Annotated in this window: 24 protein-coding genes, 1 tRNA gene and 2 pseudogenes; 13 read left to right on the top strand and 14 right to left on the bottom strand. The window is 71.3% G+C overall.

Features of this window, described 5'->3' with window-relative positions; all coding sequences use genetic code 11:
- Window positions 1–29 precede the first annotated feature (29 nt).
- The gene (locus ACWCQ6_RS11655) at window positions 30–479 is read right to left on the bottom strand and encodes an ASCH domain-containing protein (protein WP_451087928.1); all 450 of its coding nucleotides are present in this window, start codon (window positions 477–479) and stop codon (window positions 30–32) included.
- A gap of 120 nt (window positions 480–599) precedes the next feature.
- Between ACWCQ6_RS11655 and ACWCQ6_RS11650 the strand changes: the two are divergent.
- Window positions 600–851 (top strand): annotated as a pseudogene (locus tag ACWCQ6_RS11650) (hypothetical protein); the annotation flags it as partial.
- A 130-nt stretch (window positions 852–981) separates the two neighbouring features.
- On the opposite strand, the gene ACWCQ6_RS11645 reads toward ACWCQ6_RS11650, so the two are convergent.
- Complete coding sequence (locus ACWCQ6_RS11645; protein ID WP_451087926.1) at window positions 982–2,379, bottom strand: GntP family permease; 1,398 nt, start codon at window positions 2,377–2,379, stop codon at window positions 982–984.
- Window positions 2,380–2,390: 11 nt separating this feature from the next.
- A complete protein-coding gene (locus ACWCQ6_RS11640; RefSeq protein ID WP_451087924.1) occupies window positions 2,391–2,900 on the bottom strand; it encodes a gluconokinase in 510 nt (169 codons plus the stop codon).
- A gap of 144 nt (window positions 2,901–3,044) precedes the next feature.
- Here ACWCQ6_RS11640 and ACWCQ6_RS11635 point away from each other — a divergent pair, with 144 nt between their 5' ends.
- Window positions 3,045–3,746: a FadR/GntR family transcriptional regulator gene (locus tag ACWCQ6_RS11635; RefSeq protein ID WP_451087922.1), complete on the top strand. Its 702-nt coding sequence runs from the start codon at window positions 3,045–3,047 to the stop codon at window positions 3,744–3,746.
- A 68-nt stretch (window positions 3,747–3,814) separates the two neighbouring features.
- Here the strand turns inward: ACWCQ6_RS11635 and phsA are convergent, their stop codons facing one another.
- Window positions 3,815–5,635, bottom strand: coding sequence for an O-aminophenol oxidase PhsA (gene phsA / locus ACWCQ6_RS11630; protein WP_451088047.1), 1,821 nt, complete (start codon window positions 5,633–5,635; stop codon window positions 3,815–3,817).
- Between the two features lie 357 nt (window positions 5,636–5,992).
- Between phsA and ACWCQ6_RS11625 the strand changes: the two genes are divergently transcribed.
- Together ACWCQ6_RS11625 and ACWCQ6_RS11620 are read left to right on the top strand one after the other, a co-directional pair.
- Entirely contained in the window at window positions 5,993–7,078 is a 1,086-nt protein-coding gene (locus ACWCQ6_RS11625) for an S-(hydroxymethyl)mycothiol dehydrogenase (protein ID WP_451087920.1), read from the top strand.
- Window positions 7,078–7,707: an MBL fold metallo-hydrolase gene (locus ACWCQ6_RS11620; protein ID WP_451087918.1), complete on the top strand. Its 630-nt coding sequence runs from the start codon at window positions 7,078–7,080 to the stop codon at window positions 7,705–7,707. The genes ACWCQ6_RS11625 and ACWCQ6_RS11620 overlap by 1 nt, the downstream gene beginning before the upstream one ends.
- A 13-nt stretch (window positions 7,708–7,720) precedes the next feature.
- Here the strand turns inward: ACWCQ6_RS11620 and ACWCQ6_RS11615 are convergent, their stop codons facing one another.
- The 6 genes and pseudogenes from ACWCQ6_RS11615 to ACWCQ6_RS11590 all read right to left on the bottom strand — a co-directional run bounded on the left by ACWCQ6_RS11615 (window position 7,721) and on the right by ACWCQ6_RS11590 (window position 12,421).
- Window positions 7,721–8,656: a pseudouridine synthase gene (locus ACWCQ6_RS11615; protein ID WP_451087916.1), complete on the bottom strand. Its 936-nt coding sequence runs from the start codon at window positions 8,654–8,656 to the stop codon at window positions 7,721–7,723.
- A 99-nt stretch (window positions 8,657–8,755) separates the two neighbouring features.
- A complete protein-coding gene (locus ACWCQ6_RS11610) occupies window positions 8,756–9,979 on the bottom strand; it encodes a hypothetical protein (protein ID WP_451087914.1) in 1,224 nt (407 codons plus the stop codon).
- Window positions 9,976–11,010 (bottom strand): hypothetical protein, encoded by a 1,035-nt coding sequence (locus ACWCQ6_RS11605; protein WP_451087912.1) that lies wholly within the window; start codon window positions 11,008–11,010, stop codon window positions 9,976–9,978. The genes ACWCQ6_RS11610 and ACWCQ6_RS11605 overlap by 4 nt, the downstream gene beginning before the upstream one ends.
- Window positions 11,011–11,130: 120 nt before the next feature.
- Window positions 11,131–11,382: a beta-galactosidase small subunit-related protein gene (locus ACWCQ6_RS11600; RefSeq protein WP_451087910.1), complete on the bottom strand. Its 252-nt coding sequence runs from the start codon at window positions 11,380–11,382 to the stop codon at window positions 11,131–11,133.
- A gap of 20 nt (window positions 11,383–11,402) precedes the next feature.
- Window positions 11,403–12,226, bottom strand: a pseudogene (locus tag ACWCQ6_RS11595) (glycoside hydrolase family 2 TIM barrel-domain containing protein); the annotation flags it as partial.
- A gap of 110 nt (window positions 12,227–12,336) precedes the next feature.
- Window positions 12,337–12,421 (bottom strand) — tRNA-Leu (locus tag ACWCQ6_RS11590).
- A 182-nt stretch (window positions 12,422–12,603) separates the two neighbouring features.
- On the opposite strand from ACWCQ6_RS11590, the gene ACWCQ6_RS11585 reads away from it, so the two are divergent.
- From ACWCQ6_RS11585 to ACWCQ6_RS11575, 3 genes are all read left to right on the top strand, one after another.
- Window positions 12,604–13,929, top strand: a complete 1,326-nt coding sequence (locus ACWCQ6_RS11585) for a M20/M25/M40 family metallo-hydrolase (RefSeq protein WP_451087908.1) — start codon at window positions 12,604–12,606, stop codon at window positions 13,927–13,929.
- Window positions 13,930–14,093: 164 nt separating this feature from the next.
- Window positions 14,094–14,327, top strand: coding sequence for a chaplin (locus ACWCQ6_RS11580; protein WP_451087906.1), 234 nt, complete (start codon window positions 14,094–14,096; stop codon window positions 14,325–14,327).
- 138 nt (window positions 14,328–14,465) lie between these two features.
- Window positions 14,466–15,233 (top strand): chaplin, encoded by a 768-nt coding sequence (locus ACWCQ6_RS11575; protein ID WP_451087904.1) that lies wholly within the window; start codon window positions 14,466–14,468, stop codon window positions 15,231–15,233.
- A gap of 66 nt (window positions 15,234–15,299) precedes the next feature.
- Here ACWCQ6_RS11575 and ACWCQ6_RS11570 read toward each other — a convergent pair whose 3' ends face one another.
- Entirely contained in the window at window positions 15,300–15,488 is a 189-nt protein-coding gene (locus tag ACWCQ6_RS11570; protein ID WP_072484370.1) for a DUF5703 family protein, read from the bottom strand.
- Between the two features lie 47 nt (window positions 15,489–15,535).
- Between ACWCQ6_RS11570 and ACWCQ6_RS11565 the strand changes: the two genes are divergently transcribed.
- On the top strand, window positions 15,536–16,192 hold the full coding sequence (locus ACWCQ6_RS11565; protein WP_451087902.1) for a hypothetical protein: 657 nt from the start codon (window positions 15,536–15,538) through the stop codon (window positions 16,190–16,192).
- Window positions 16,193–16,255: 63 nt separating this feature from the next.
- Here the strand turns inward: ACWCQ6_RS11565 and ACWCQ6_RS11560 are convergent, their stop codons facing one another.
- Together ACWCQ6_RS11560 and ACWCQ6_RS11555 are read right to left on the bottom strand one after the other, a co-directional pair.
- Entirely contained in the window at window positions 16,256–18,451 is a 2,196-nt protein-coding gene (locus ACWCQ6_RS11560) for an ATP-dependent DNA helicase (RefSeq protein WP_451087900.1), read from the bottom strand.
- The gene (locus tag ACWCQ6_RS11555; protein WP_451087898.1) at window positions 18,448–19,431 is read right to left on the bottom strand and encodes an aldo/keto reductase; all 984 of its coding nucleotides are present in this window, start codon (window positions 19,429–19,431) and stop codon (window positions 18,448–18,450) included. Before ACWCQ6_RS11555 ends, ACWCQ6_RS11560 begins: the two co-directional genes overlap by 4 nt.
- A 140-nt stretch (window positions 19,432–19,571) precedes the next feature.
- On the opposite strand from ACWCQ6_RS11555, the gene ACWCQ6_RS11550 reads away from it, so the two are divergent.
- Both ACWCQ6_RS11550 and ACWCQ6_RS11545 read left to right on the top strand, forming a co-directional pair.
- Window positions 19,572–20,621 (top strand): LLM class F420-dependent oxidoreductase, encoded by a 1,050-nt coding sequence (locus ACWCQ6_RS11550; protein ID WP_451087896.1) that lies wholly within the window; start codon window positions 19,572–19,574, stop codon window positions 20,619–20,621.
- 293 nt (window positions 20,622–20,914) lie between these two features.
- A complete protein-coding gene (locus ACWCQ6_RS11545) occupies window positions 20,915–21,703 on the top strand; it encodes a ferritin-like domain-containing protein (protein ID WP_451087894.1) in 789 nt (262 codons plus the stop codon).
- A 25-nt stretch (window positions 21,704–21,728) separates the two neighbouring features.
- On the opposite strand, the gene corA is transcribed toward ACWCQ6_RS11545, so the two are convergent.
- Complete coding sequence (gene corA, locus ACWCQ6_RS11540) at window positions 21,729–22,724, bottom strand: magnesium/cobalt transporter CorA (RefSeq protein ID WP_451087892.1); 996 nt, start codon at window positions 22,722–22,724, stop codon at window positions 21,729–21,731.
- 53 nt (window positions 22,725–22,777) lie between these two features.
- Between corA and ACWCQ6_RS11535 the strand changes: the two genes are divergently transcribed.
- From ACWCQ6_RS11535 to ACWCQ6_RS11525, 3 genes are all read left to right on the top strand, one after another.
- Window positions 22,778–23,473, top strand: coding sequence for a histidine phosphatase family protein (locus ACWCQ6_RS11535; RefSeq protein WP_451087890.1), 696 nt, complete (start codon window positions 22,778–22,780; stop codon window positions 23,471–23,473).
- 105 nt (window positions 23,474–23,578) lie between these two features.
- Window positions 23,579–24,169: a DUF3090 domain-containing protein gene (locus ACWCQ6_RS11530; protein ID WP_072484378.1), complete on the top strand. Its 591-nt coding sequence runs from the start codon at window positions 23,579–23,581 to the stop codon at window positions 24,167–24,169.
- Window positions 24,133–24,987, top strand: coding sequence for an SCO1664 family protein (locus ACWCQ6_RS11525; protein ID WP_451087888.1), 855 nt, complete (start codon window positions 24,133–24,135; stop codon window positions 24,985–24,987). The genes ACWCQ6_RS11530 and ACWCQ6_RS11525 overlap by 37 nt, the downstream gene beginning before the upstream one ends.
- Window positions 24,988–25,130: the final 143 nt, after the last annotated feature.

The following is a 25,130-nucleotide window of genomic DNA, read 5'->3' as shown; positions in this document are numbered from 1 at the left end:
TACCGCACTGCCCTGCCACCCCGACCGGTCTACCGGCTTTCCGTGCCCACGGCGCGGTCCAGCAGCTCGACGACCCGGAACCGTTCGGCGACGACCATGGTGTCGTCGTCGACGGTGAACCCCGGGTCGCCGAGCGCCTCGCGCATCTCCTCGCTGTGCCAGAACCTTTCGTGTCCCGCGCGCCACTCGGCGACCGAGGTGTCGCCCTCGCCCTCGTCGATCACATGCTGGAGGTCGACGTCGCCGAGGCGCAGCACCCGCACCTCCGTCACCTCCAGCACCGCGGTCTCGCGGCCGTCCGAGTCGATCAGCGCCGACCGCTCACCCACCGGGGGCAGCTCCTCCTTCTCCGCCTCGTACTCCGCGAGCAGCCCGGTCGTCGACACCTTCGTGCCGGCGAGCACCGCTCCCACCAGCCGGTCGCGCAGCGGTCCGGGGAAGGCGAGCAGAAAGGGCTTGAGGGGTTCACGGTTCGACATGGCGCCAAGTCTGACATGGCCCGCCGGGGCGCGGCGCCGGTACTGGAACCCCGGCGTGTGCCGCCAACTGCGCTCCGGACGGGCCGAGTTGTGAGCCGGTATCGGCAGGTGGCCCGCGCGGTGGCCGACGGGTGCAGCTGGTCGAACGGCCGGGCGAGCAGTCGTCCTTCCGAAGCCGAGGGGACCCCCGTGGGCCGCCGGCTCGTCCTGGCCGTGCTCGGCCTGGGCGCCGCCGGGGCGGTCGCGGCGCCCGCGCTGCAACGCACGCCGGAATCCGGCCTGGGCGCGGTCGCCGACCAGGACCCCACCGGACCGACCGGCCTGCTCCTCAACGGCGGCGGCTTCCGCTACTGCTCCGTCGCCTCCTCGGTGACCGACGCACACGGCAATGGCGCTCGCCGGCCCGGAGGCACGCCGTGGCATGCGCACCGGGTCGGTCGAGCGCCATTGGGCACGGTCACAGCATGCGCTGTGGGGGGAGGACCGTGCGGGCGGCCGCGCGCTAGAGAACCAGCGACAGCAGCAGGATGAAGACCAGTGAGACCACGGAGATGATGGTCTCCATCACCGACCAGGTCTTCACCGTCTGGCCGACGTCCATGCCGAAGTACTCCTTCACCAGCCAGAACCCGGCGTCATTGACATGGCTGAAGAAGAGCGAGCCCGCGCCGACGGCGAGGACCAGCAGAGCGGCATGGGTCGTCGACATGTCGGCGGCCAGCGGGGCGACCAGACCGGCGGCCGAGATGGTGGCCACGGTCGCCGAGCCGGTCGCGAGCCGGATCCCGACGGCGATCAGCCAGCCCAGCAGCAGTGCCGGGATCGACCAGTCCTTGGAGAAGTCCAGGATCATCTGCCCCACGCCGGCGTCGATCAGGGTCTGCTTGAAGCCGCCGCCCGCGCCCACGATCAGCAGCACACCGGCGATCGGGGCAAGGGACTTCTCGACGGTGGCGGAGAGCCGGCCCTTGGAGAAACCGGCCGCCCGGCCCAGCGTGAACATGCCGACCACGACGGCCGCGAGGAGCGCGATCAGCGGCGAGCCGATCACATCGGTGACCTTCTGCAGGCCCTGCTCCGGGTCGTCCACGACGATGTCGACCAGAGCCTTGATCAGCATCAGCACGACCGGCAGCAGAATGGTCGCCAGGGTGGCGCCGAAGCTGGGACGGCGGTCGAGTTCCTCCGAGGGGCGCTGCGGGATCATCTTTTCCGGGGCCTCGATGTCCACCCAGCGCGCCGCGTAACGGGAGAAGACCGGCCCCGCGATGATCACGGTCGGGATCGCGACCAGCACACCCAGCGCCAGTGTGACACCGAGGTTGGCGCCGAGGGCGTCGATCGCCACCAGCGGGCCGGGGTGGGGCGGGATCAGGCCGTGCATCACGGAGAGACCGGCCAGCGCCGGGATACCGATCCGCATCAGGGAGAAGTTGCCGCGCTTCGCGACGAGCAGCACCACCGGGATCAGCAGCACGATGCCGACCTCGAAGAAGAGCGGCAGGCCGATGATCGAGGCGATCAGGACCATGGCCCACGGCATGGACCGCCTGCTCGCCCTGGCGAGGATGGTGTCCACGATCTGGTCCGCACCACCGGAGTCGGCCAGCAACTTGCCGAGGATCGCGCCGAGCGCGATGAGCACACCGACACCCGCGACGGTCGAGCCGAGCCCGGCGGTGAAGCTGGCGATCGTCTTGGCCGGTGCGGCGCCGGCGAACGAGCCGAGTGCCAGCGAGCCGATGGTCAGCGCGAGAAACGCGTGCATCTTGAACTTGGTGATGAGCACAACGATGACGGCGATGCCCGCCAGGACTGCGATGCCCAATTGCGCGTTGCCTGCCGAAGTGATCGGTTCGACGGCGTCCGCTGCCAATATCTCGACGCTGAGACTGGTCACGGTGGTGATCCTTAGTATTCGAGCCGGCGCAGCGCGGCGACGGCTCGCTGGGTGATTTCTTCGGGGGTGCCGGACACGTCGACCGAGACCCCGGCCTCGTCCTCCCGCAGCGGCTGCAGGGTGGCGAACTGCGAGTCGAGCAGCGCGGTGGGCATGAAGTGACCCTTGCGCTCCGCCATGCGGTGCTCGATCAGAGCCCGGTCGCCGGTCAGATGGAGGAAGACCGCGCCGGGTGCCTCGGCGCGCAGCCGGTCGCGGTAGGACCGCTTCAGCGCCGAGCTGCTCACCACTCCGCCGAGCCCGGCCCGGCTGTGCGCCCACCGGCCGATCGCATCGAGCCAGGGCCACCGGTCGGAGTCGTCCAGCGCGGTGCCGGCCGACATCTTGGCGATGTTCGCCGCGGGGTGGAAGTCGTCGCCCTCTGCGTACGGAACGCCGAGTTCGGCGGCGAGCAGGGGGCCGATCGTGGTCTTGCCGGTCCCTGCTACGCCCATCACCACGACGACGTGGGGGATGCTCATTGGTGGTGCCTCGCAGTCCTCTTCGATGTCTTCCTCGACATCGGTCCGTCGCGCTACTGAAACGTATACGTACGACTTATTCAAGGCGATGTGATGTAAACGTCGTACTTTTTGTTCCTGAAAGGTGCCCCGTAGGCTGTGCTCATGACCACACAGGGCCCCGGGCTGCATACACATGTGCTGGACACCCTGGGTCTGGAGATCGCCGCCGGGGAGCACCCGCCGGGACAGGTCCTGCGCACCGATGAGCTGGCCCAGCGCTTCGACGTCTCGCGCACCGTCGTGCGCGAGGTGATCCGCGTCCTGGAGTCCATGCACCTGGTCGAGTCCCGGCGCCGGGTCGGCGTCACCGTCCGGCCGACCGAGGCGTGGAACGTGTACGACCCCCAGGTCATCCGGTGGCGGCTGGCCGGCGCCGACCGCCCGCGCCAGCTGCGCTCCCTGACCGTGCTGCGGTCGGCGATCGAACCCGTCGCGGCCGGCCTCGCCGCCCGCAACGCCACCCCGGAGCAGTGCGCGGCCCTCACCGAGTGCGCGCTCGGCATGGTCGCCACCTCGCGCGGCCAGCAGCTGGAGGGCTATCTGGAGCACGACATCGCGTTCCACCGGATCGTGCTCGACGCCTCCGGCAACGAGATGTTCGCGCGGCTCGGCGACGTCGTCGCCGAGGTCCTGGCGGGCCGCACCCACCACCAGGTGATGTTCGAGGACCCGGACCCGGCCGCGGTCACTCTCCACGTCCGGCTCGCCGAGGCGGTGCGCGAGGGCGACGCGGCGGCGGCGGAGCGGCTGACGAAGGAGATCGCGGTGGGCGCCCTGCACGAACTGGACGTCCTCGCGCCCTGAGGCCGCGGATGCGCGGACACACGACGGCCCCCGCGGAACGATCCCGCGGGGGCCGCCGGTTCGGTCGGTCAGCCGCTGTGACCGTGGTGGCCGCCGTGCCCGGCACCGTGGTCGAACTTCACCGCCTCGGGCGGCATCACGACGAACGGCCGCATCATGCCCATGTCCTCGTGCTCCAGCAGATGGCAGTGGTACATGAACCGCCCGTACGCCCCGTCGAACTTCCCGAGCACCTTCACCAACTGCCCCTGGGGCACCCGGAAGACGTCCTTCCAGCCCTGCTCGTTCGGTGCCGTCGGGATCGTGGTGCCGTGGTCGAACGCAACGGGGGTGCGGGTTCCGCCGACCGCCGGATCGAAGCCGTCCAGCCGGTACGCCTCCCGGCCCATCACCTGGAAGTCCGCCAGGTGGATGTGGATCGGATGCGTCGGACCGCCCAGGTTGAGGAACGACCACTGCTCGTAGCTGCCTTCGCCCACCGTGAAGCCCAGGCCGTCGTTGAAGGTCCGCGAGATCCTGCGGTACGTGCGCACCGCGCCGTCCTCGCCCCGGACCTGGACGACACCGTCCGAAGGTACCTGCACCTCGGAGGCGTCCTCGACCTCCGCCATCTCCCAGATCTCCGGGTGACCGCCGCCGCCGACCGTGCCCGGCGCCGTGAGCACCACGAGCCGGTGCCCGTGCTCCAGCCCGCCGTGCTCGTACCGCCGGAACGAACCGGACAGCACCTCGGGCAGCTCGAAGCCGTCCCGCTGCCCCGTCTCCCGTACCCGGAACTCCATCACCTGCGGGAACGGCACGTTCGCCGACAGGTCCGGCACCCCCGGTGCAAGCCTGCCGCGGTTGACCAGCCGGACCCGGCGCCCGGCCAGCGCCGAGAAGTCGATCAGCAGGTCCATCCGCTCGGCCGGGGCGATCGTCAGCTGTGGCAGCACCTCGTCGAAGTCGACCGGCACCGGGCGCGGCAACAGCCCGCCGTCGCTGCCGATCTGCCGGATCACGCCCGGCACCGGGTTGTTGTCCTCGTCGACCAGCACCAGATCGTAGATCCGCGCGTTGGAGGCGTTGACGAGGCGGAAGCGGTACCAGGCGTCGTCCACGTCCAGATGCGGCCAGATGCGGCCGTTGACCGTGGTGTACGGGCCGAAGAACGGCAGCGACACGGGCTTCCCGGTCTCCGGGTGGGCCTCGGTGATCACCGTCGTCTTGTGCAGCAGCCGCCCGTTGAGCCGGCCGTCCGCGTCGGTGTCCAGGTTGCGGTCGGCGAGGATCAGCGGCAACTCCCGGTCGCCGGACGGCAGACCGAGCGCATCCTCCTCGTCGTCCCTGATCAGATAGGTGCCGACGAGCCCGGCGTACACATTCCACCGGGTGATGTTCATCGCATGGTCGTGGTACCACCACTGCGTGGCCTGATGGTCGTTCGGGTACTCCGACAACTGCGCGTCGCCGAAGCCGACCGCGTTGTCCGCCCAGCCGTCGTTGCCGCCACCGGTCTGCGCGCCGTGCAGATGCGTCACCGTCCAGGCGGGCAGCGCGGCGACATCCGCGTTCGGCTCGACGCCGTCGCGTCCGGGACGGTTGTGCGGCGCCGGTTCGTCCTGCTTGACCGGTCCGACCTCCACCGCCGTGACCGGGTACTCGCTGCCCTTGGGGGTGCGGTTGGTCCAGGCGATCCTGATCCGCTCCCCGCGCCGCACTTCAATGGTCGGCCCCGGCACCGTGCCGTTGTACCCCCACATCAACGTCGGCGGCAGCTGCGCGTGCAGCCGCACCCAGGTGGGCGACAGGGTGATCTCGGTCTCGCGGAGCACATCGCCGCTCTGCGGACGGAGCACCGGCGGGACGGGCAACGCGTCGGTGTACGGGACGAGTCCGCCGGCCGGCACCGCGAGCCCGGCCGTTGCGGGCTCCGGTCCCGGCTCGTCGGTCCGGTGGCCGTTCCTCTCCGTGGTCCGGGTGGTCTCGGTCAAGGTGATTCCCCCATTGATCCGTAATTCCACTGCTGTTGGACCACGCGACCCCTGCCCCCGCAGGTATTGATTCGGCGGTCCCTGTGCATCGAAGGACGGTCTGGAAACCGCCGGAGTTCAGCAGGGCGCATCATCTGACCGAAAGCGGTACATCCCACCGGGTGGACGGCGGTCGATTCCCGCCAACGCGGCGCGCCGCCGTGACACCCTCGCGGGGCGTACCGTTGTTCGCGTTCGATCTTCGCAAAGAGACGAAAACAGGGAGACCACGGTATGTCGCAGCAGGTGCAAGGGGTCATCGCACCGGGGAAGAACGAGCCGGTACGGATCGAGACGATCGTGATCCCGGACCCGGGCCCCGGCGAGGCCGTGGTGAAGATCCAGGCGTGCGGCGTCTGCCACACCGACCTCCACTACAAGCAGGGCGGGATCAACGACGAGTTCCCCTTCCTGCTCGGCCACGAGGCCTCGGGAGTGGTGGAGTCCGTCGGCGAGGGCGTCACGGACGTCGCGCCCGGCGACTTCGTCATCCTCAACTGGCGTGCCGTGTGCGGGCAGTGCCGCGCGTGTCTGCGAGGCCGCCCCTGGTACTGCTTCGACACCCACAACGCGAAGCAGAGGATGACCCTGCTCGACGGCACGGAGCTGTCGCCGGCCCTCGGTATCGGCGCCTTCGCCGAGAAGACCCTGGTCGCCGCCGGCCAGTGCACCAAGGTCGACCCGGAGGTCTCCCCGGCCGTCGCCGGTCTGCTCGGCTGCGGCGTGATGGCGGGCATCGGCGCCGCCATCAACACCGGACAGGTCGGCCGCGGCGACTCGGTCGCCGTGATCGGCTGCGGCGGCGTCGGCGACGCGGCGATCGCCGGAGCCCGGCTGGCCGGCGCGGCGAAGATCATCGCCGTGGACATCGACGACCGCAAGCTGGAGACGGCGAAGACGATGGGCGCCACGCACGCCGTCAACTCCCGCTCCACCGACCCGGTCGAGGCGATCCGCTCCCTCACCGGCGGCAACGGCGCGGACGTCGTCATCGAGGCGGTCGGCCGCCCTGAGACGTACAAGCAGGCCTTCTACGCCCGCGACCTCGCCGGCACCGTCGTCCTGGTCGGCGTCCCGACCCCCGAGATGCAGCTGGAGCTGCCGCTCATCGACGTCTTCGGGCGCGGCGGCTCGCTCAAGTCCTCCTGGTACGGCGACTGCCTGCCCTCGCGCGACTTCCCGATGCTCATCGACCTGCACCAGCAGGGGCGGATCGACCTCGGCGCGTTCGTCACCGAGACCATCGGACTCGGCGACGTCGAGCAGGCCTTCGCCCGGATGCACGAAGGCGACGTGCTGCGCTCGGTGGTGGTCTTCTGATGACCGCCCGCATCGACCACCTCGTCACCTCCGGCACCTTCGCACTCGACGGCGGGGAGTGGGACGTCGACAACAACGTCTGGATCGTCGGCGACGACACCGAGGCGATCGTCATCGACGCCGCCCATGACGCCGCCGCCATCGAGGCCGCGCTGAACGGCCGTACGCTGCGCGCCATCGTCTGCACGCACGCGCACAACGACCACATCGACGCGGCCCCCGCCCTGGCCGGCGCGACCGGTGCGCCGATCCTGCTGCACCCCGACGACCTGCCGCTGTGGAAGCAGACCCACCCGGACCGCCTCCCGGACGGCGAACTGACCGACGGCCAGGAACTGGAGATCGCCGGAACGACGCTCAAGGTCCTGCACACCCCCGGCCACGCCCCGGGCGCCGTCTGCCTGTACGCCCCCGAGCAGGCCACCGTCTTCACCGGGGACACGCTCTTCCAGGGCGGGCCCGGCGCCACCGGACGGTCCTTCTCCCACTTCCCGACCATCGTCGCGTCGATCCGGGACCGGCTGCTCCCGCTGCCGCCGCGGACCACCGTCCGTACCGGCCACGGAGACTCCACCACCATCGGCGCGGAGGCCCCGCACCTGGACGAGTGGATCGCCCGCGGTCACTGAGAGCCGCCGGGGCTCACCGGTCCGGCCACGCGGAGAGCCGCAGCCCGCTCTCGAAGCGGCGTGGATCGCCCGTGACCGGATCGGTGAACTCCAGTACCCGGGCCAGGAGTTGGAGCGGGTGCGCGAAGTCGTCCGGCGCTCCTTCCGCCTCGACCACCGGATAGACCGGATCGTGGACGAGCGGTAGCCCCAGGGCGTTCATATGGACCCGCAGCTGATGGGTCCGCCCGGTGGCGGGCAGCAGCCGGTAGCGGCCGAGCCCCTCCCGGTGCTCCAGCAGCTCGATCCGGCTCTCGCTGTTCGGCTCGCCCGGCTCCTCACGGGCGGCGATCACCCCGCGCTCCTTCACGATCCGGCTGCGGACGGTACGCGGGAAGACCAGCGTGGGATCGTACGGCGCCACCGCCTCGTACTCCTTGCGCACCAGACGGTCCCGGAACATCGTCTGGTACGCACCCCGCTCCCCGGGCCGTACGACGAACAGGACGAGGCCCGCCGTCAGCCGGTCCAGCCGGTGCGCCGGCTGCAACTGCGGCAGCTCCAGCTCGCGGCGCAGCCGGGCCACCGCGGTCTCGGTGATGTGTCGGCCGCGCGGCGTCGTCGCCAGGAAGTGCGGCTTGTCGGCGACGACGAGATGCTCGTCGCGGTGGACCACACCGACCGGGAACGGCACCGGGTCCTCCGGCGCGAAGTCCCGGTGGAACCAGATGTACCGGCCCGCTTCGTACGGCTCGTCGGCGGACACCGGGCCCCGCACGGAGACGAACCGGCCCTCGGCGAACATGGCGTCCACCTGCCGCGCGCCGATCGCCCCCGCGAACCGCGCCAGCAGATGGTCACGCACCGTCGGCCACGCCCCGTCCGGATCCGCGGGGAGCCGCAGCCGGACCGGATCGATCCCGTCCCGCTGCGGCAGCGGCGCCGACGGGGGCTTCGCACGCCCCCTCACCGGGGAACGCCGGCCACTGCTGCGGTACTCATGGTGCAGGCTCCTCGCTCTGTCGCCCGGGGTGTCCGCAAAGTATCGCCGGTCGCCGGCCGGGCGCCGTCAGGAGCCCGGCAGCGTCACCTTCTCCGGACCGCAGCCGACCCGCTCGGCCTCGGCGGCCACATAGCCGGGCAGCAGCTCACGGGCGAGGCCGGCAACCGAGTGCTCCGTGTGATCCAGCTGCTCCACCACGAAGACCACCGGACCGGTCTGGCATTTCGCCCGGTAGACGGCCCTGGTTCCGTCGATGGAGCCGGAGCCCTTGGAACCCTGGACGGGCAGACCGGTCCTGAGCGTGCCCGAGGAGAAGATCTCGGACAGCGCCGCGTCGGTCACCGTCGTCAGCCGTACGGCGGGGTTGTAGGAGCCACCGGCCTCGCAGATCCGGGCCGGTCCACCGTCGCCACCGACGCGCGTGCGGGCCAGATCCCTGCGGTGCGCCTCGGGAAGTGTGAAGCCCCGGATGCCGCAGAAGGCAGCGGCATCCGTCTTCTTCCGCTCCTTCGGGGCGGGCATCGTGCCCGGTGTCCGGTACGTGCCGGAGCAGCCGAAGTCGCGGATGACCCCGTTGGCGGCCTCCACCAGCGCACGGGTCAGCGCCGCGCGGTCCTCCCGCTCGTAGTCCGACGCGAGGTCGAGCCCGGTCGGCCCCATGCCGATGTCCACCACGGTGGGGCCGGTGAATTCGTCCCGCCCGGTGCAGCTCTGCGGCAGTGCCAGCCAGGCGCGCGACGACGAGGCCAGCCCTGGGAGCCCGTCGCCGAGCGGGACCATGTCGGCCGCGAGGAACTCCGCGGGCCAGTCGCGCCCGTCCGTGCCCATCAGGCCGTCCAGCCGGTGCACCCTCAGGGTCACCTGGCGGCGCGCCCGGTCGTCCTTGTAGCTGGTGATGCGGCACTGCCCGTACGAGTCGCCCCGGCCGACCGGATCGGCCTGGAGGGTCTGCTCCTCGACCTCGGTCCTGCGGTCACCGAAGAGGCCGGACATGGCCGAGTCGCCGAGCGAGTCCCAGCACGGGGCGGGCCCTACCAGCGGCAGCGTGTCCGTGCGCCAGGCCACCGCACCGGCGCCGAGCAGCGCACCGGCCAGCCCGGCGGCGGTGACCGCACGGGCGGTACGGCTGCGCAGCAGGCTGCGCAGCACCGGCACGCGCGCCGGGGCGGGTTCCGGCTGTGCGGAGGGCTCCTGCTCGGGCCCGTGCTCCCGCGCCTCCTCGGCGGGTTCCGTCGTGTTCTCGCCGTCCACTGCCGCCGCCTCGTGTTCCACGGATTCCCCCTCGCTCATGCGCCCTCACCGGTCCCGCATCCGATGCGCTTGCCCACGGACTCGGTGAAGCGTGTGAACACCGTGCGGTCGTCGGGCCGGCCCGAACCCTTCAGCCCGGAAACGAGGTTCGCGTAGAACACCGTTCGCCGCCCGTGGCACTCGGTGCGCACGAGCCCGTTGCCGACGCCCTCGGGGAGACCCTCGAACAGCGCGACCAGGCGAGGTTCGGACGCCATCACGTACTGCGCCGCCGGCTCGTCGGGCAGCCCCCGCGCGCGCCACACCACCGAACACGTCTGGAGCCGTCCGTCGACCACGCCCACCTTCTCCTGGTAGGCGGAGCCCTTGCCGAAGTCCAGCGTCACACCGGGGATCCGGCACAGCGGGCTCCGGGCGGAGCCGGTGTCCTCGGGGACGGTCACGAAGGGCGAGGTCGTGCGCAGCGGCTTCTTCGGCGCACAACCAGCCTTCTGCATACCGGTGTTGGCCGCGTCCAGCAGCATCCGGGTGACTGCGGACCGGGTGCCGATCGTGAACGGCATGGCCACCTTGCCCAGATGGCCGTCACCGCTGCTCGCGCTCCGGATCGTCACCGCGGTCGGCCTGCCGTCCACGTCGCAGGTCTCGGGCAGGACCAGCATGGCCCGGTCACCGGCGACCAGTCCGTCGAGACCGTCGGGCAGTCGCGCACCCGAGCCGTCGAAGTACCGGGCGATCCAGGTGCGTTGGGCCTCGGCCTCGGTGGGGACCGGTCCGTACTCGACGGTGACCTGCTCCTTGAAGGAGAGCGGCTCGTCCGAGTCGTCGTCGGGGGCCGTCGAGGTCACCGTGACCGTGCAACTGGCGTGGTGACGGGAGGCGGAGGGCGGTGCGGACTCGGTCGCGCTCCGTTCGGAGCCGGACGTGGCGAGCGCGTCCTCGCCCAGGAAGTCCGCACCGCTGTCCTGCTCCCACGCCCCCCAGCAGTAGCTCTCCCGGAACGGCCAACTGTCCGTCGCCCACAGCCCGATGCCGGAGACGAGCACCGCCCCGGCGACCGCCCCGGCCACTGTCGTTCCGCGCCTTCTGCGCCTGCCGCCCATCACATGCCCCCTGCGAAGAACCAAGATCGCGCAAAACGCCGATGGTACGTCGTCGCCCCCGGAGCGCGGATCGGGCCCCTGCGTGGATCAGCCCAGCGGCGTGAGGACGAAGGAGAACTCCGCGGCGCGCGTGTCGAGCCGGTACTCCGGCAGCACACCCGGCCCGCACGACCGCGAGCCGATGCCCTGCACCGCGTGATCCGGATTGCCCCGGACGGTCCCGTCGGCCCGCAGCCCCGTCCGGTGCTCCGCCGCGTCCAGCTCCTCGCTCGTCCACCGCCGCGCGGTGAACCGGAACGGCGCACCCCTTCGACCCGCAGCCCCAACCGTCGCCGTCACGTCAGCTCCGCCCACCGGTGCCACTCCAGGTCAAAGAAGCCATGCGTCCCCGGATCGCACTCGTCGATCACCCAGAGACCCAGCTCGTCGCAGAGATCGAGGAAGGCCGGATGCGGCGGGTAGTGGCTGGTCCGCACGGCGTTGATGTTGCGCTGTTTCATCAGCACCAGATCGCGCCGCATGGTCGCCGCGTCCATGGTCCGCCCGGTCTCCGGATGGAACTCGTGCCGGTTCACCCCGCGGAAGAGCCCCCGCCGCCCGTTGACCCTGATGAGCCCGTCCTCGACCACGGCACTGCGGAACCCCACCCGCAGCCCGATCCGTTCACCGGACGTCACCAGCTCCCCGTCGTACAGCAGGGGCGTCTCGGCCGTCCACGGCTCGACCACCATGGTCACCGCCTCGCCCGTCGCGACAACCACCCCCAGCTCGGGCGCGAGGACCCGCCCCTCGGTCCCCTCGCGCTCCACCCGCAGTGTCCCGCGGACCCGTCGCGATGGTCGTACCCGGTGTGCACGAAGAAGTCCCTCGGCGCACCCCGCGGCCGCTCCAGCAGGGTCACGTCCCGGAAGATCCCGGGCAGCCACCACTGGTCCTGGTCCTCCAGACAGCTCCCCACATTCGTGCAGGCGGGAGCGCCGCCGCCCCCCTGGAGCACCCAGTGCCCGGGAACCCCGACCGTCGCCCACCCCGAGGCGTCGAAGCCGGGGCGCGCGAACGACTCGTCCCGGGTGGCGGCACCCGGCGAGAGACGGAAGCGCCACTCCCCGTTCAGCGACATCCGTCCGGCGTCCGAGTCCGCGTACCAGGCGCGCGGCTCCAGTCCGCCGGATCCGGGCTCCATGTCCTCGTACCAGGGCAGTGCGGGGGCGTGTGTGCGGATCACAGGGACTCCTCGCTCGGAGCGCAACGCAAAGTGCCGATCAGGATATTTCCTGATCGGCACTTGCTCTGTGTCCGAGGGGGGACTTGAACCCCCACGCCCGATAAAGGGCACTAGCACCTCAAGCTAGCGCGTCTGCCATTCCGCCACCCGGACAAGGTGTCTGTCTCGCGGGCTCCGGCCCGTTCCGACGTGGAAAACAATAGCAAACATTCGGGGGTGCTCGATCACGCCCCGGACGTGCGAAAGGCGCATGGCGAGGGGTGGGTGCCCTTGGGCTCGCGGGCCCGGCGCGGGAGGATGAGGCGAGCACCTCAGCGACGGTGGAAGGAAGCAGCGTGAGCGAGACCAGCACGGACCGGACCGGCTCAGGCGAGGACGAGGTCGTGGACCTCTGTCGTGAGCTGATCCGGATCGACACCAGCAACTACGGGGACCACTCGGGACCGGGGGAGCGGGGCGCGGCCGAGTACGTCGCGGAGAAGCTCGCCGAGGTCGGGCTGGAGCCGCAGGTCTTCGAGTCCCACAAGGGCCGTGCCTCGACCGTGGCGCGGATCGAGGGCGAGGACCCGTCCCGGCCCGCGCTGCTGATCCACGGCCACACCGACGTGGTTCCGGCCAATGCCCACGACTGGAGGCACCACCCGTTCTCGGGTGAGGTCGCGGACGGCTGCGTGTGGGGCCGCGGCGCGGTCGACATGAAGGACATGGACGCGATGACCCTCGCGGTCGTCCGCGACCGGATGCGCAGCGGCCGCAAGCCCCCGCGCGACATCGTGCTGGCCTTCCTCGCGGACGAGGAGGCGGGCGGTACGTACGGCGCGCGGTACCTCGTGGACAAGCACCCGGGCCTCTTCGAAGGGGTCACCGAGGCGATCGGCGAGGTCGGCGGCTTCTCCTTCACGGTGAACGAGAAGCTGCGGCTCTACCTCGTCGAGACGGCCCAGAAGGGCATGCACTGGATGCGGCTCACCGTGGACGGCACCGCCGGCCACGGCTCGATGACCAACGACGACAACGCGATCACCGAGCTCTGCGAGGCGGTCGGGCGGCTCGGGCGGCACAAGTGGCCGGTCCGGGTGACCAAGACCGTACGGTCCTTCCTGGACGAGTTGTCCGACGCGCTCGGCACTCCGCTCGACCCGGAGGACATGGAGGCCACGCTCGCCAAGCTGGGCGGTATCGCCAAGATGATCGGTGCCACGCTCCGCAACTCCGCGGCTCCCACCATGCTCGGCGCCGGCTACAAGGTGAACGTCATCCCCGGCCAGGCCATCGCCCATGTCGACGGCCGGTTCCTGCCCGGCTTCGAGGACGAGTTCCTGGCCGATCTGGACCGGATCCTCGGGCCGCGGGTGAAGCGCGAGGACGTGCACGGCGACAAGGCGCTGGAGACCAGCTTCGACGGCTCGCTCGTCGATGCCATGCAGGTCGCCCTGAAGGCGGAGGACCCGATCGCCCGCGCCGTGCCCTACATGCTCTCCGGCGGCACCGACGCCAAGTCCTTCGACGACCTGGGTATCCGGTGCTTCGGGTTCGCCCCGCTGAAGCTGCCGCCGGAGCTCGACTTCGCGGGAATGTTCCACGGTGTGGACGAGCGCGTGCCGGTGGACGGTCTGAAGTTCGGCGTGCGGGTGCTCGACCGTTTCATCGACAACTGCTGACGCCTTGCCGGATTTCCGCCGACTTTCCGCACCAACAATCGCCAGCATGTGCGCATTTGACCGGAACGAGTGAAAGGGGCCATACGCTCGTAGCCCGATTACCTCTTCCTCGTTACACGTGATGCGGTCCGCGGCTGGGACCGCATTGCCAACTAGGAGGAATAATGATCAAGAAGGTCGTCGCTGCTGCGGCTGTCACCGGTGGTCTGGTGCTCGCGGGTGCGGGCATGGCCGTCGCGGACTCCGGTACCCAGGGTGCCGCTCTCGGCAACCCCGGTGTGATCTCGGGCAACAACATCCAGGCGCCCATCCACATTCCGGCGAACGTGTGCGGCAACACGGTCTCCGTGGTCGGGGTGCTGAACCCCACCTTCGGCAACATCTGCGTCAACGCCTGACGTTGTGCGTCAACCCGTAAGGGTTTGAATCCGGTCGGCCCCGAAGCGCACGCCATGCGCTCCGGGGCCGCTGGGTACCCCGCCCCCGCACGGTCGAGTCCGGGGGTATTCCGGAAGGCAGAAGGCAGGAAACAACCTATGCGACAGGTCACGCGTAAAGGCCTGATCACCATGGCGGCAGCGGGCGGCGTGCTTGCGCTGAGCGGCGGCTACGCGCACGCGGACGCGGGAGCGTCCGGCGAGGCGACGAATTCCCCGGGGGTGCTGTCAGGGAATTCGGTGCAGATTCCGGTCCACGTACCGGTCAATGTGTGCGGCAACTCCGTGGACGTCGTGGCACTGCTCAACCCGGCGTCCGGGAACACCTGCGGAAACGGTGCGCAGGACGGCTCCCAGGGCAAGCACGTCTCCGGCAGTCAGGTCTCCGGCGACCTCACCCAGGCGAGCCGGCCCGGCACGGGCAAGCACCGGGCCCCGATCGGCGGCGGGGCGAAGACCGAGGGCGTCGCGAAGGGCTCGCCGGGGGTGCTGTCCGGCAACAGCATCCAGGCGCCCATCGACATCCCCGTGAACGTCTGCGGGAACAGCATCACCATCGGCGGTCTGCTCAACCCCGCCTTCGGCAACGACTGCGGGAACAGCACGGATGTCGTCACGCCGCCGCCGGTCACGCCGGTCACGCCGGTCACGCCGGTCACGCCGGTCACGCCGGTTACTCCGGTCACCGAGCACAAACCCCCGGCGCCGGAGAAGCCGGCTGTGCCCAACGTGCCCGAGGAGCAGAGCGTCGTGCAGCTCGCACACACCGGAGCGGGCGGGCTCGACCTGCTGATCCCGGTGAGCGCGGGCCTGCTGCTGGCGGGCGCGGGCACGGTGCTCTACCGCCGCGCCCGGACGGCCGCCTAGGCCCCAGGACGGCGACGCGAATACGGCGAAGAGGGCGGGCCCCGCGACTGCGGGGCCCGCCCTGTCTCACCAAGTGGCCCGGAGCTGGCGGATGATCCGCCGCCGCAGACGAACCCTGCGGCTGCCGTCGTGGCGCAGCGTCAGCCGGTCCAACTCCCAGTGACCGTACTCGGCGTGGTCGGTCAGCAGGCGGGCCGTCTCCTTCCGGGACACCCCGCGCGGTACGTACACATCGACAAATTCGTATTCCGGCATCGCATCTATTGTGCGGGCAGAGCCCCTGTACGGATAGCGTCTGCACTATGTCTGATGCTGCGCAGCCCACCGCTGCCGAGGTACGCGCCGCCGCCGAGGCGGTCAAAGCCGCGCTCGACCACCACCTCGCGGCCGTCGAACGCCGGACCGGGGACGACGACGCGGCCGTCTACGACGCGTTCAACGCACTGGCCGCTGCCGCCGAGTTCTACGACGAACTGCTCTACGACCGATACGACGAAGTCACCCCCTTCGAGATCCCGGGTGCGGAGGATTCGCTGCCGCCGTACACCGGCCCCGAGGAGCCGAACGCACTCAGTGTCCTCATCCGGCGCGACTACGCGGTGGTGGAGCCACCGAGGCTGCTCGCGCAGGCCCAGCGGATCGCCGACCTCGATCAGGACGAAAGCGGCGGAAGCGCCGCAGTGGTCGGCGCCAGCGTCCACGCGGCGCTCGGTGTGCTCTTCGGGGAGTACGAACCAGACGAAATCGCTTCCCGGCACGCGGAGTTCGGCCTGGAGGAGGGCGACTCCACACTCTGGGTCACCGCCGCCGAAGAGCTCCCTGAGGCGGGGGAGTGGCTCGGCGCCCCCTTCGACGACACGGATCCCCAGCTGGTGGTCTGCCGCTTCGACGTCAGCGCCGTTTTCGACGAGGACGAACCGGACGAGGAACCGGCCCGCCTGGTTGTGGAAGGCTCCTGATCCGCCGGCCGGACGGGCTCGCGACCGAGCCCGTCCGGTGAGGTGCTCGCCGACCCGGCCCGGTCAGCGGGCCGCGGTCTCCAGCAGGGTGCGCAGCCGCGTCGTGCGGTCCTGGGCCGGGGGCTGGGCGACCGCGCGCTGGAGGGCCTGATCCACCCCGTGCACCACGGACAGATGCCGCTCCCCGCGGCTGAAGGCGGTGTACACCCAGGAGCGGTTCAGCCCCTGCGCCGCGTCGCCCGGCAGCACGACGACCACCGCGGGCCACCGCATCCCGGCCGCCTGGTGGGCGCTGACGGCCCAGCCGTGGCGCACGCAGGATGCCACCCGCTCCTGGGCCACGACGAGCTCCGTGCCCGCGCAGTCCAGTCGCAGGCCCTCGGCGTCCGCCGAGACGACCACCGCCGGCACGGCCCTGCCGGGTGCCGGGACGTGGACGACGCGGTCGCCCGGGTCGAAACCGCCGAAGCGGCCCGGCCCGGGGTTGAGCCGCTGCTTCAGCGCCGCGTTCAGTGCCCGGGTGCCCGCCGAGCCGCCATGGCCGACGGTGATCACCTGGGTGTCGGACGACGGTACGCCGATGGCGCGCGGCACCGAGTCGGCGACCAGCTGCACGGTGCGGTGCACCGCCTCGCCCGCATCACGGACGGGGACGATCACCACCTCCTTGCCGGGCGCGTCGACCTGGTTCAGCTCACCGATGCCGATGCCGGAGACCAGCTCACCGATCGGTCCCGGATCCGGTGTGCGGGAGACGATCCGGGGACACGCACGGGCCGCGAGCACATCCGCGAAGACCTGTCCCGCACCGGCCGAACCCAGCACACCGGGGTCACCGCTGAGCACCAGACGGGTGCCGTCGGCCAGCGACTCGACCAGCATGGCTGCGGTCTCGACGTCCAGCTGCGGGGAGTCCAGCACGACGAGCAGATCGACGGCGATCGCCCCCTCCTCGTCCCGCCCCGGGCCCTGTTCGCCCGAGAGCAGACCTGCCAGGGTGACGGCTGTCTCCGGATCGCCGGTCGCCTCGGCCAGCCGGCGCCTGCCGTCGGCGCTGTGCACGGCGCCCAGAGCCCGCAGCCCGAGGCCGCGGGCCGCGGTGACCAGGGCGGCGGGCTCGGCCCTGGCCGCCTCGCCCCCGGTGTGCGCCACGAGGCCGTGGGCCGCGACCGTGCGGATCAGCTCGGCCGCCGACGGGGAGCTTGCGGCGGAGGCGGCCTGTGTCCAGTCGGCGTCCCTCTCGCAGGAGTTGACCAGCCGGGCCAGGCCGTCGGCGAGGCTCTCCTCGGCGAGTGCGTACCGGTCGAGGCCGAGCAGCACCTGCACCGGTTCGCGCCCGGTGTCCGGGCCGGTGTCCCCGCCGGGTTCCGTGGACGGACCGGATTCCTGGCTTTCCTGGCCCTCCCGGCCGTCCTGGAAGACCAGGACGACTCCCTCGGCGACGGCGTGCCGCACGGCCGCGTCGGGGTCGGTCACCGACCGCTCGGCGAGCGCGGCCCGTACCTCCGAGGCGTCCAGCGCCGTGTGCCCCCGCAGCGCGGCACGCTCCAGCAGCCAGCCCACCAGGGCGGCGGTCCGCCGCTCGTCGTCCGGGCCGCACTCGGCACCGAGCAGGGCGCGCGCGAATCCGTCCGCCTGCTCGGGCCTGACTCCCGGCACGGTCAGCAATTGCCAGGGGTCGGCGCGCAGGACAGCGGCCGCCTGCGCCCCGAGGGCCTCGGCCGCAGGCCCCGCCAGTGCCGCCGGAGCCCCGCCCTCGGCCAGCACGGCGGCGGTCGCGGCCACGGCCTTTGGCGGGGCGCCCTGCGGTGCCCGTACCGGTGCGGGGGCACGGGGGCGGGCCGGAGCGGGCGTGGGCGCGGTCCGGCGGGGGGCGGCGGGCGCGGGTGAGTCGAAGAACGAGGTGGCGGGCTGCTCGCCGCTCTCCACCGCGCGCACGGCCGCCAGCAGATCGGCCGCCCTGCCGCTCAGCTTCCCGCCGGCGGCGATGGGGCCTTCCTTCTCGGCCTTGCGCCTCTCGATCCGCTCCCGGACCTCCCGCTGGGCGGCGAGCTCGGCCTCGGCCTCGGTGAGCGCCGCGGGCGGGGCCTTTGCCGCGTCCCCGGAGCCTGCCCCGTCCCCGGATTCCCCGTTGCCGGAATCGTCCCCGTTCCCGTCCTCGACGGACGGGGCGGGCACGGCGGCGGAGGGGGACGCGACGACGCCGTCGTCGTCGGCGGCCGGGGAACCGGGGGTTTCCCCCCGGGGAAGCGCAGTCACAGCGTGCTCCAGTCCTGGTCGGGATAGCGGTGCACGGGCGCCGACACATCGTCGAGCGCCTGGCAGATCTCGTCAGGAAGACTAAGCGCCTCCACTGACAACGCCTCCGTGAGCTGCTGCGCGTTGCGCGCGCCGACGATCGGAGCCACCACTCCGGGCCGGTCCCGCACCCAGGCGAGAGACACCTGGAGCGGCGTCGTGGCCAGGCCGTCCGCCGCGATCGCCACCGCGTCCACGACGCGGCCCGCCGGCTCGTCGAGATACGGCTCGACGAACGGAGCCAGCAGCTCCGAGGCGCCTCGCGAGTCCGTCGGAGTGCCCGACCGGTACTTTCCGGTGAGGACCCCGCGGCCCAGCGGGGAGGACGGCAGCAGTCCGACGCCGAGATCCAGGGCGGCGGGCAGCACCTCGCGCTCCACGCCCCGCTGCAGAAGCGAGTACTCCATCTGCGTGCTCGCCAGCCTGGTGCGCACCCCGGGCGAGGCGAGCTGCCAGGTCGCCGCCTTGGCCAGCTGCCAGCCGCAGAAATTCGACACCCCCGCGTACCGGGCGCGCCCGCTGGACACCGCGAGATCCAGCGCCTGAAGGGTCTCCTCCAGCGGCGTCACCGGGTCGAAGGCGTGGATCTGCCACAGATCCACGTGGTCCGTGCCGATCCGCTCCAGCGAGGCGTCCAGTGCGGCGAGCAGATGCCCGCGCGAGCCGTCGAACCGGCGGTACGGGTCGGCCACGCTGCCGGCCTTCGTCGCGATGACCAGATCGTGCCGGGGCACCAGGCCGCCGACGAGCTGGCCGAGCAGATATTCGGCCTCCCCGCCGCCGTACACATCGGCCGTGTCGACCAGTGTGCCGCCCGCCTCCCAGAAGGCTTTCAGCTGTTCGGCAGCGTCGTGCTCATCGGTGTCCCGACCCCAGGTGAGGGTGCCGAGCCCGATCCGGGACACTCGAAGGCCGGTGCGGCCGAGATGCCTCTGCTCCATGGGGGCTGAGATTACTGGCCAGAACCCCACTCGGCGGAAGCCTGTGGACAACCCGGCGTCAAGTCGCCCCTGCCGGATCACGCCACCGCGCGCTAGAGTCCGGAACCCAGAGACGTTACTGATCGGTAAGGGGAGCGGCTATGCGGCTCGGCATCAATCTCGGTTATTGGGGCGCGGGAATGGACGGCGACAATCTCGCCGTCGCCCAGGAGGCCGACCGGCTCGGCTACGACGTCTGCTGGGTGGCCGAGGCGTACGGCTCCGACGCGCCGACCGTGCTCTCCTGGGTCGCCGCCCGGACCGAGTCCATCGATGTCGGCTCCGCGATCATGCAGATCCCGGCCCGCCAGCCCGCCATGACGGCGATGACCGCAGCCACCCTGGACTCGCTCTCCGGCGGCCGGTTCCGGCTCGGCCTCGGCGTGTCGGGACCGCAGGTCTCCGAGGGCTGGTACGGCGTCAAGTTCGACAAGCCGCTGTCCCGCACCCGGGAGTACGTCGAGATCGTCCGCAGGGCGATGTCGCGCGAGCGGCTCTCGTACGAGGGACAGCACTGGACGCTGCCGCTGCCGGACGGTCCGGGCAAGCCCATCAAGCTGACCGTCCACCCGCAGCGCGAGCACATCCCGCTCTACATCGCCGCGATCGGCCCGAAGAACCTTGAGCAGACCGGCGAGATCGCGGACGGCGCGCTGCTGATCTTCCCCTCCGCCGAGCACCTTGAGGACACCGCGATGAAGTACCTGCGGGCGGGCCGCGAGAAGGCCGGCCTGACCATGGAGGGCTTCGACGTCTGCCCGACCCTGCCGCTCGCCGTCGGCGACGACGTCAACGGTCTCGCGGACATCTTCCGTCCGTACACCGCCCTGTACGTGGGCGGTATGGGCAGCCGCAAGCAGAACTTCTACAACCAGCTCGCGCAGCGCATGGGCTACGAGAAGGAAGCGGCCGAGATCCAGGACAAGTACCTGTCCGGCGACAAGAACGGCGCCGCCGCCGCGGTGCCGCACCAGCTGATCGACCAGACCGCGCTGCTCGGTCCGGTCGAGCGGATCGCCGAGCGGATGCAGGCCTACGCCGCCGCGGGTGTCACGACACTGACCCTGGCCCCGGCCGGGTTCACCCTTGAGGAGCGGCTCACGGCCCTGAGGGCCGGCACAGACGCGCTGGAGCGCTCCGGGCTCGCATAGAACGGGGCTTCGCCGCTCCCTGAGCGGCACTACGGCCGTGGTGGGGGCTCGGGGCCTCCCCGCCACGGCCGTTACGCATATCAACGCGCGCACGGCCCGGCGGTTACGGCGGCACACACCCCATCCGGCCTAAGGACTGTCCCGTGATCCCCGGCGGGCGCGCGACGTCACATGCAGCACCTCGCGGCGGCCGGGGATTACGGGACAGCCCTCAGCCGGGGCCCGTTCCTGTTGCCCGGGCATGTGTGCCGCACTTGACTGTCGCTCGGCGGATGCGCACGGAGGTGGCATTGATGCTCTCGGCAAAGACCCTGTTCCAGGAGATTCTCGACGACGACGAGTCATTCCGGCTGTTCTGTTCCATCGCGGCCGGCGGGGAGTCCCAAGGCGGCTGGGAGAACGGCCGCATCGCGGCCCTGGTGCCCGAGAGCCAGCGCGCCCTGGCGCCCAAGATCGCACGGCACGGCGCCGACGAGGACAAGCACGGCAGGATCTTCGACGCGTTGCTGAGGAAGCGCGGGCTCCAGCCCGTGGAGGTCCCGCACGAGACCGACTACACGATGCTGCTGGAGAAGCACGGCATCGGCCTCGCGCATGAGCAGCTGCGGGGCGAGGAACGGCTCTCCGAGCGCGACATCATCACCTACCTCGCCCACAGCCGGGTCACCGAGCAGCGTGCCTCCGAGCAGATGGCCCTGCTGCGCAAGCACTTCGCCGACCACCCCGACCTCGGCCACGCCGTGAAAATGATCTCGAACGACGAGGACAACCACCTGGCGTACTGCCACGAGGAGCTGCTCCGCTTCGCCCGGGCCGGACACGGCCGAACCATCCAGCGCATCCTGCGCGAGTGCGCGCTCGCCGAGATCCGGGTGTACCGCGACGTCAGCCTCGCCGTGATGGACCACATGGGCCGCATCCTGGGCTGGTCCCGGGCCAGGGCGGCGGTGCTGGCCGCCGGGATCCACGGCCTCTACGCGTACGAGCGGTTCGTGGGGTGGCGGCGGATGGTGAGCCTGGAGCAGCCCGCGCGGCGCGACGCGCTGGGCGGCCCCGCCGGGCCGGAGCCCGGCCCCGCCTGAACCGGGCGGGGCGACGGCCCGTCCGTCAGAGCCAGCCGCGGCGCTTGAACTGCCGGTACAGCGCGAAGACCACGGCGGCCATCAGCGCGATGACCGCAGGATAGGCCCACACCCAGCGGAGCTCCGGCATGTGCTCGAAGTTCATGCCGTAGATCCCCGCCACCATCGTCGGCACGGCGGCCATCGCCGCCCAGGCCGAGATCTTGCGCATGTCGTCGTTCTGCCGCACGCCCACCTGGGCCAGATGGGCCGAGAGGATGTCGGAGAGCAGCCGGTCCAGCCCCTCCACGTACTCGTTCGCGCGCGTCAGATGGTCGCTGACGTCGCGGAAGAACGGCTGCGAGTGTTCGTGGACGAACGGTACGTCCGCGCTCGCCAGCCGGGCCATGGGGGCGCTCAGCGGCCCGGTCGCCCGGCGGAACTCCAGGATCTGCCGTTTGAAGGTGTAGATGCGGGACGCGGTGCTCTTGGTGTCGCCGACGCCGGTCGGCGCGAACACCTCGGTCTCCAGCTCCTCCAGGTCGACCTGGAGCTCGCCCGCGACCTCTATGTAGTGGTCGACGACGGCGTCGCTGATCGCGTACAGCACCGCCGTCGGTCCGTGCTTGAGCACCTCGGGCTCGGCCTCCAGCCGGCGGCGTACCGCGGTGAGCGGCGCGCCCTCCCCGTGCCGGACGGTCACGACGAACGAATCGCCGATGAAGGCCATCAGCTCGTCGGTGGTGACCGTGTCGCTCGCCTGCTCGTACACCACCGGCTTGATGACGGCGAACAGCGAGTCGTCGTACACCTCCAGCTTGGGACGCTGGTGTGCGCTCAGCGCGTCCTCCACCGCCAGCGGATGCAGTCCGAACTCGCTGCTGACGAGTTCGAACTCCTTCTCCGTCGGCTCGTGCAGCCCGATCCAGAGGAACGCGTCCCCGGTGGCCCGTGCCTCGTCGAGGGCGGCGGAGAGGTCGGCGGGGCCGTCGGTGCGGCGCCCGCCCCGGTAGATGGCACAGTCCACGATCACGGCGCGCATTCTTCCCTGCCGCGTTGCCCGGCGCACCTCGCCGACGGCCTACGCTGGCCCGTATGCCCACGCTGATCCTCGTACGCCATGGACGCTCCACCGCCAACACGGCCGGGGTGCTCGCCGGCCGCACCCCGGGTGTCGCGCTCGACGAGCGCGGCGTCGAACAGGCCGCGGCACTGCCCGGACGGCTCGCCGGGCTGCCGCTGGCCGCGGCCGTCAGCAGCCCCCTGCAGCGCTGCCGGGAGACCCTGCGGCCGCTGCTCGCCGCCCGGCCGGAGCTGGAACTGCACACCGAGGAGCGGATCACCGAGTGCGACTACGGCGACTGGTCGGGGCGCAAGCTCGCGGAACTCTCCGACGAACCGCTGATGAGCGTCGTACAGCAGCATCCCTCGGCCGCGGCGTTCCCCGGTGGCGAGTCGATGCGCGGCATGCAGGCGCGCGCGGTGGACGCGGTACGGGACTGGAACGCCCGCATCGAGGCCGGGCACGGCGACGACGCCGTCTACGTGATGTGCTCGCACGGCGACATCATCAAGGCGCTGGTCGCCGACGCGCTCGGCATGCACCTCGACCTCTTCCAGCGGATCCACGCCGACCCCTGTTCGGTCACCGCTATCCGCTACACCGGACTGCGGCCCTTCCTGCTGCGGCTCGGCGACACCGGGGACCTCGGATCGCTGGCGCCGCGCGAGCACCCCGGCCCGGCGGCGGGCCCCGACGCGGCAGTCGGCGGCGGCGCTGGGGCGCCGTGATCGCTTCGCGCAGTAGGGTGGACGCTCCGTAGGCGCCTTGCCCCAAAGAACCTCCCGCGGCCCCGGCCGCCCCTCATCCACCGTCAATCTCAAGGGAGACAGGACGTGTCCCGTCAGGTGTTCCTCTACGACCCCCCGGACCGCTTCGTGGCCGGTACGGTCGGGTTGCCTGGACGCCGTACGTTCTTCCTGCAGGCATCCTCAGGCGGACGTGTCACCAGCGTGGCCCTGGAGAAGACCCAGGTCGCCGCGCTCGCCGAGCGGATCGACGAACTGCTCGACGAAGTGGTGCGGCGGACCGGCGGAAACTCTCCGGTGCCCGCCGTGGCGCCGATGGACGTCACCGACACCGCGCCCCTGGACGTCCCCGTCGAGGAGGAGTTCCGGGTAGGCACGATGGCGCTCGCCTGGGACGGCGAGGAACAGCGCATGATCGTCGAGGCGCAGGCGCTGGTCGAGCTGGACGTGGACTCCGACGAGGACCTCGCCGAGGCCGAGGAGCGGCTGCTCCAGGACGAGGAGAACGGTCCGCCGATGCTCCGGGTCCGCCTCAGCGGCGCACAGGCCCGCGCCTTCGCCAAGCGTGCCCTGGACGTGGTGAACGCCGGCCGTCCGCCGTGCCCGCTGTGCAGCCTGCCGCTCGACCCGGAAGGACACGTATGCCCGCGCCAGAACGGATACCGTCGCGGAGCCTGACCGGCACCGAACTGGTCGCCCTGCTCACCGAGGGGGAACTCACCGTCCTCGGACAGATACGTGAGGCCTCCAACGCCGTGCTGTACTGCACGGTCGCACGCGACGGCGAGGAGGCGACCTGCGTCTACAAGCCCGTGGCCGGCGAACAGCCCCTGTGGGACTTTCCGGACGGCACACTCGCCGCGCGCGAGGTGGCCGCGTACGAGATCTCCGAGGCGACCGGCTGGGGCCTCGTGCCGCCCACCGTGCTGCGGGACGGTCCGTACGGCGAGGGCATGTGCCAGCTGTGGATCGGCGCGGCACCCCAGGACGACGAGGACGAGGGGGCGGCCGGGCCCCCGCTGCTCGCGCTGGTCGAGGACGAGGAGCCCGGGGCGGGCTGGAAGGCCGTCGCCCACGCCGAGGTCGGCGGGGGGAGGACGGCCCTGCTGGTCCACGCGGACGACGCGCGGCTGCGGCGACTGGCCGTCCTCGACGCCGTGATCAACAACGGCGACCGCAAGGGCGGCCATCTGCTGCCCGCACCCGGCGGCCGGCTCTACGGCATCGACCACGGTGTGACCTTCAACGCCGACGACAAGCTGCGCACGCTGCTGTGGGGTTGGGCGGGGGAGCCGCTGACGGCCGAGGCCGTCGAGGTCGTCGAGCGGCTGGGTACGGAGCTCGCGCCGGGAACCCCGCTCGTCACCCGGCTGGGCGAGCTGATCACCGACGCCGAGATCGAGGCGTTGCGGGGCCGCGTGGCGGGGCTGAGAGCGACGGGAAGACACCCGGAGCCGAGCGGGGAATGGCCGTCGATCCCCTGGCCGCCGGTCTGAGCGGAGCAGGGGTTACGTGGTGTCAGAGGGGGGCGGACCCGTATTGCACGGGCCGGCCCCGAAGCAGAAGGGGCCATGCGGCGCAAGACTGCCTCTTCGGCCAAGGTCCGGTATCCGGTTCGTATCCGGAACATGCATCCGGT

Source organism: Streptomyces sp. NPDC001880 (assembly GCF_053594575.1).
This window is presented reverse-complemented; position numbering and strand designations above follow the sequence as displayed.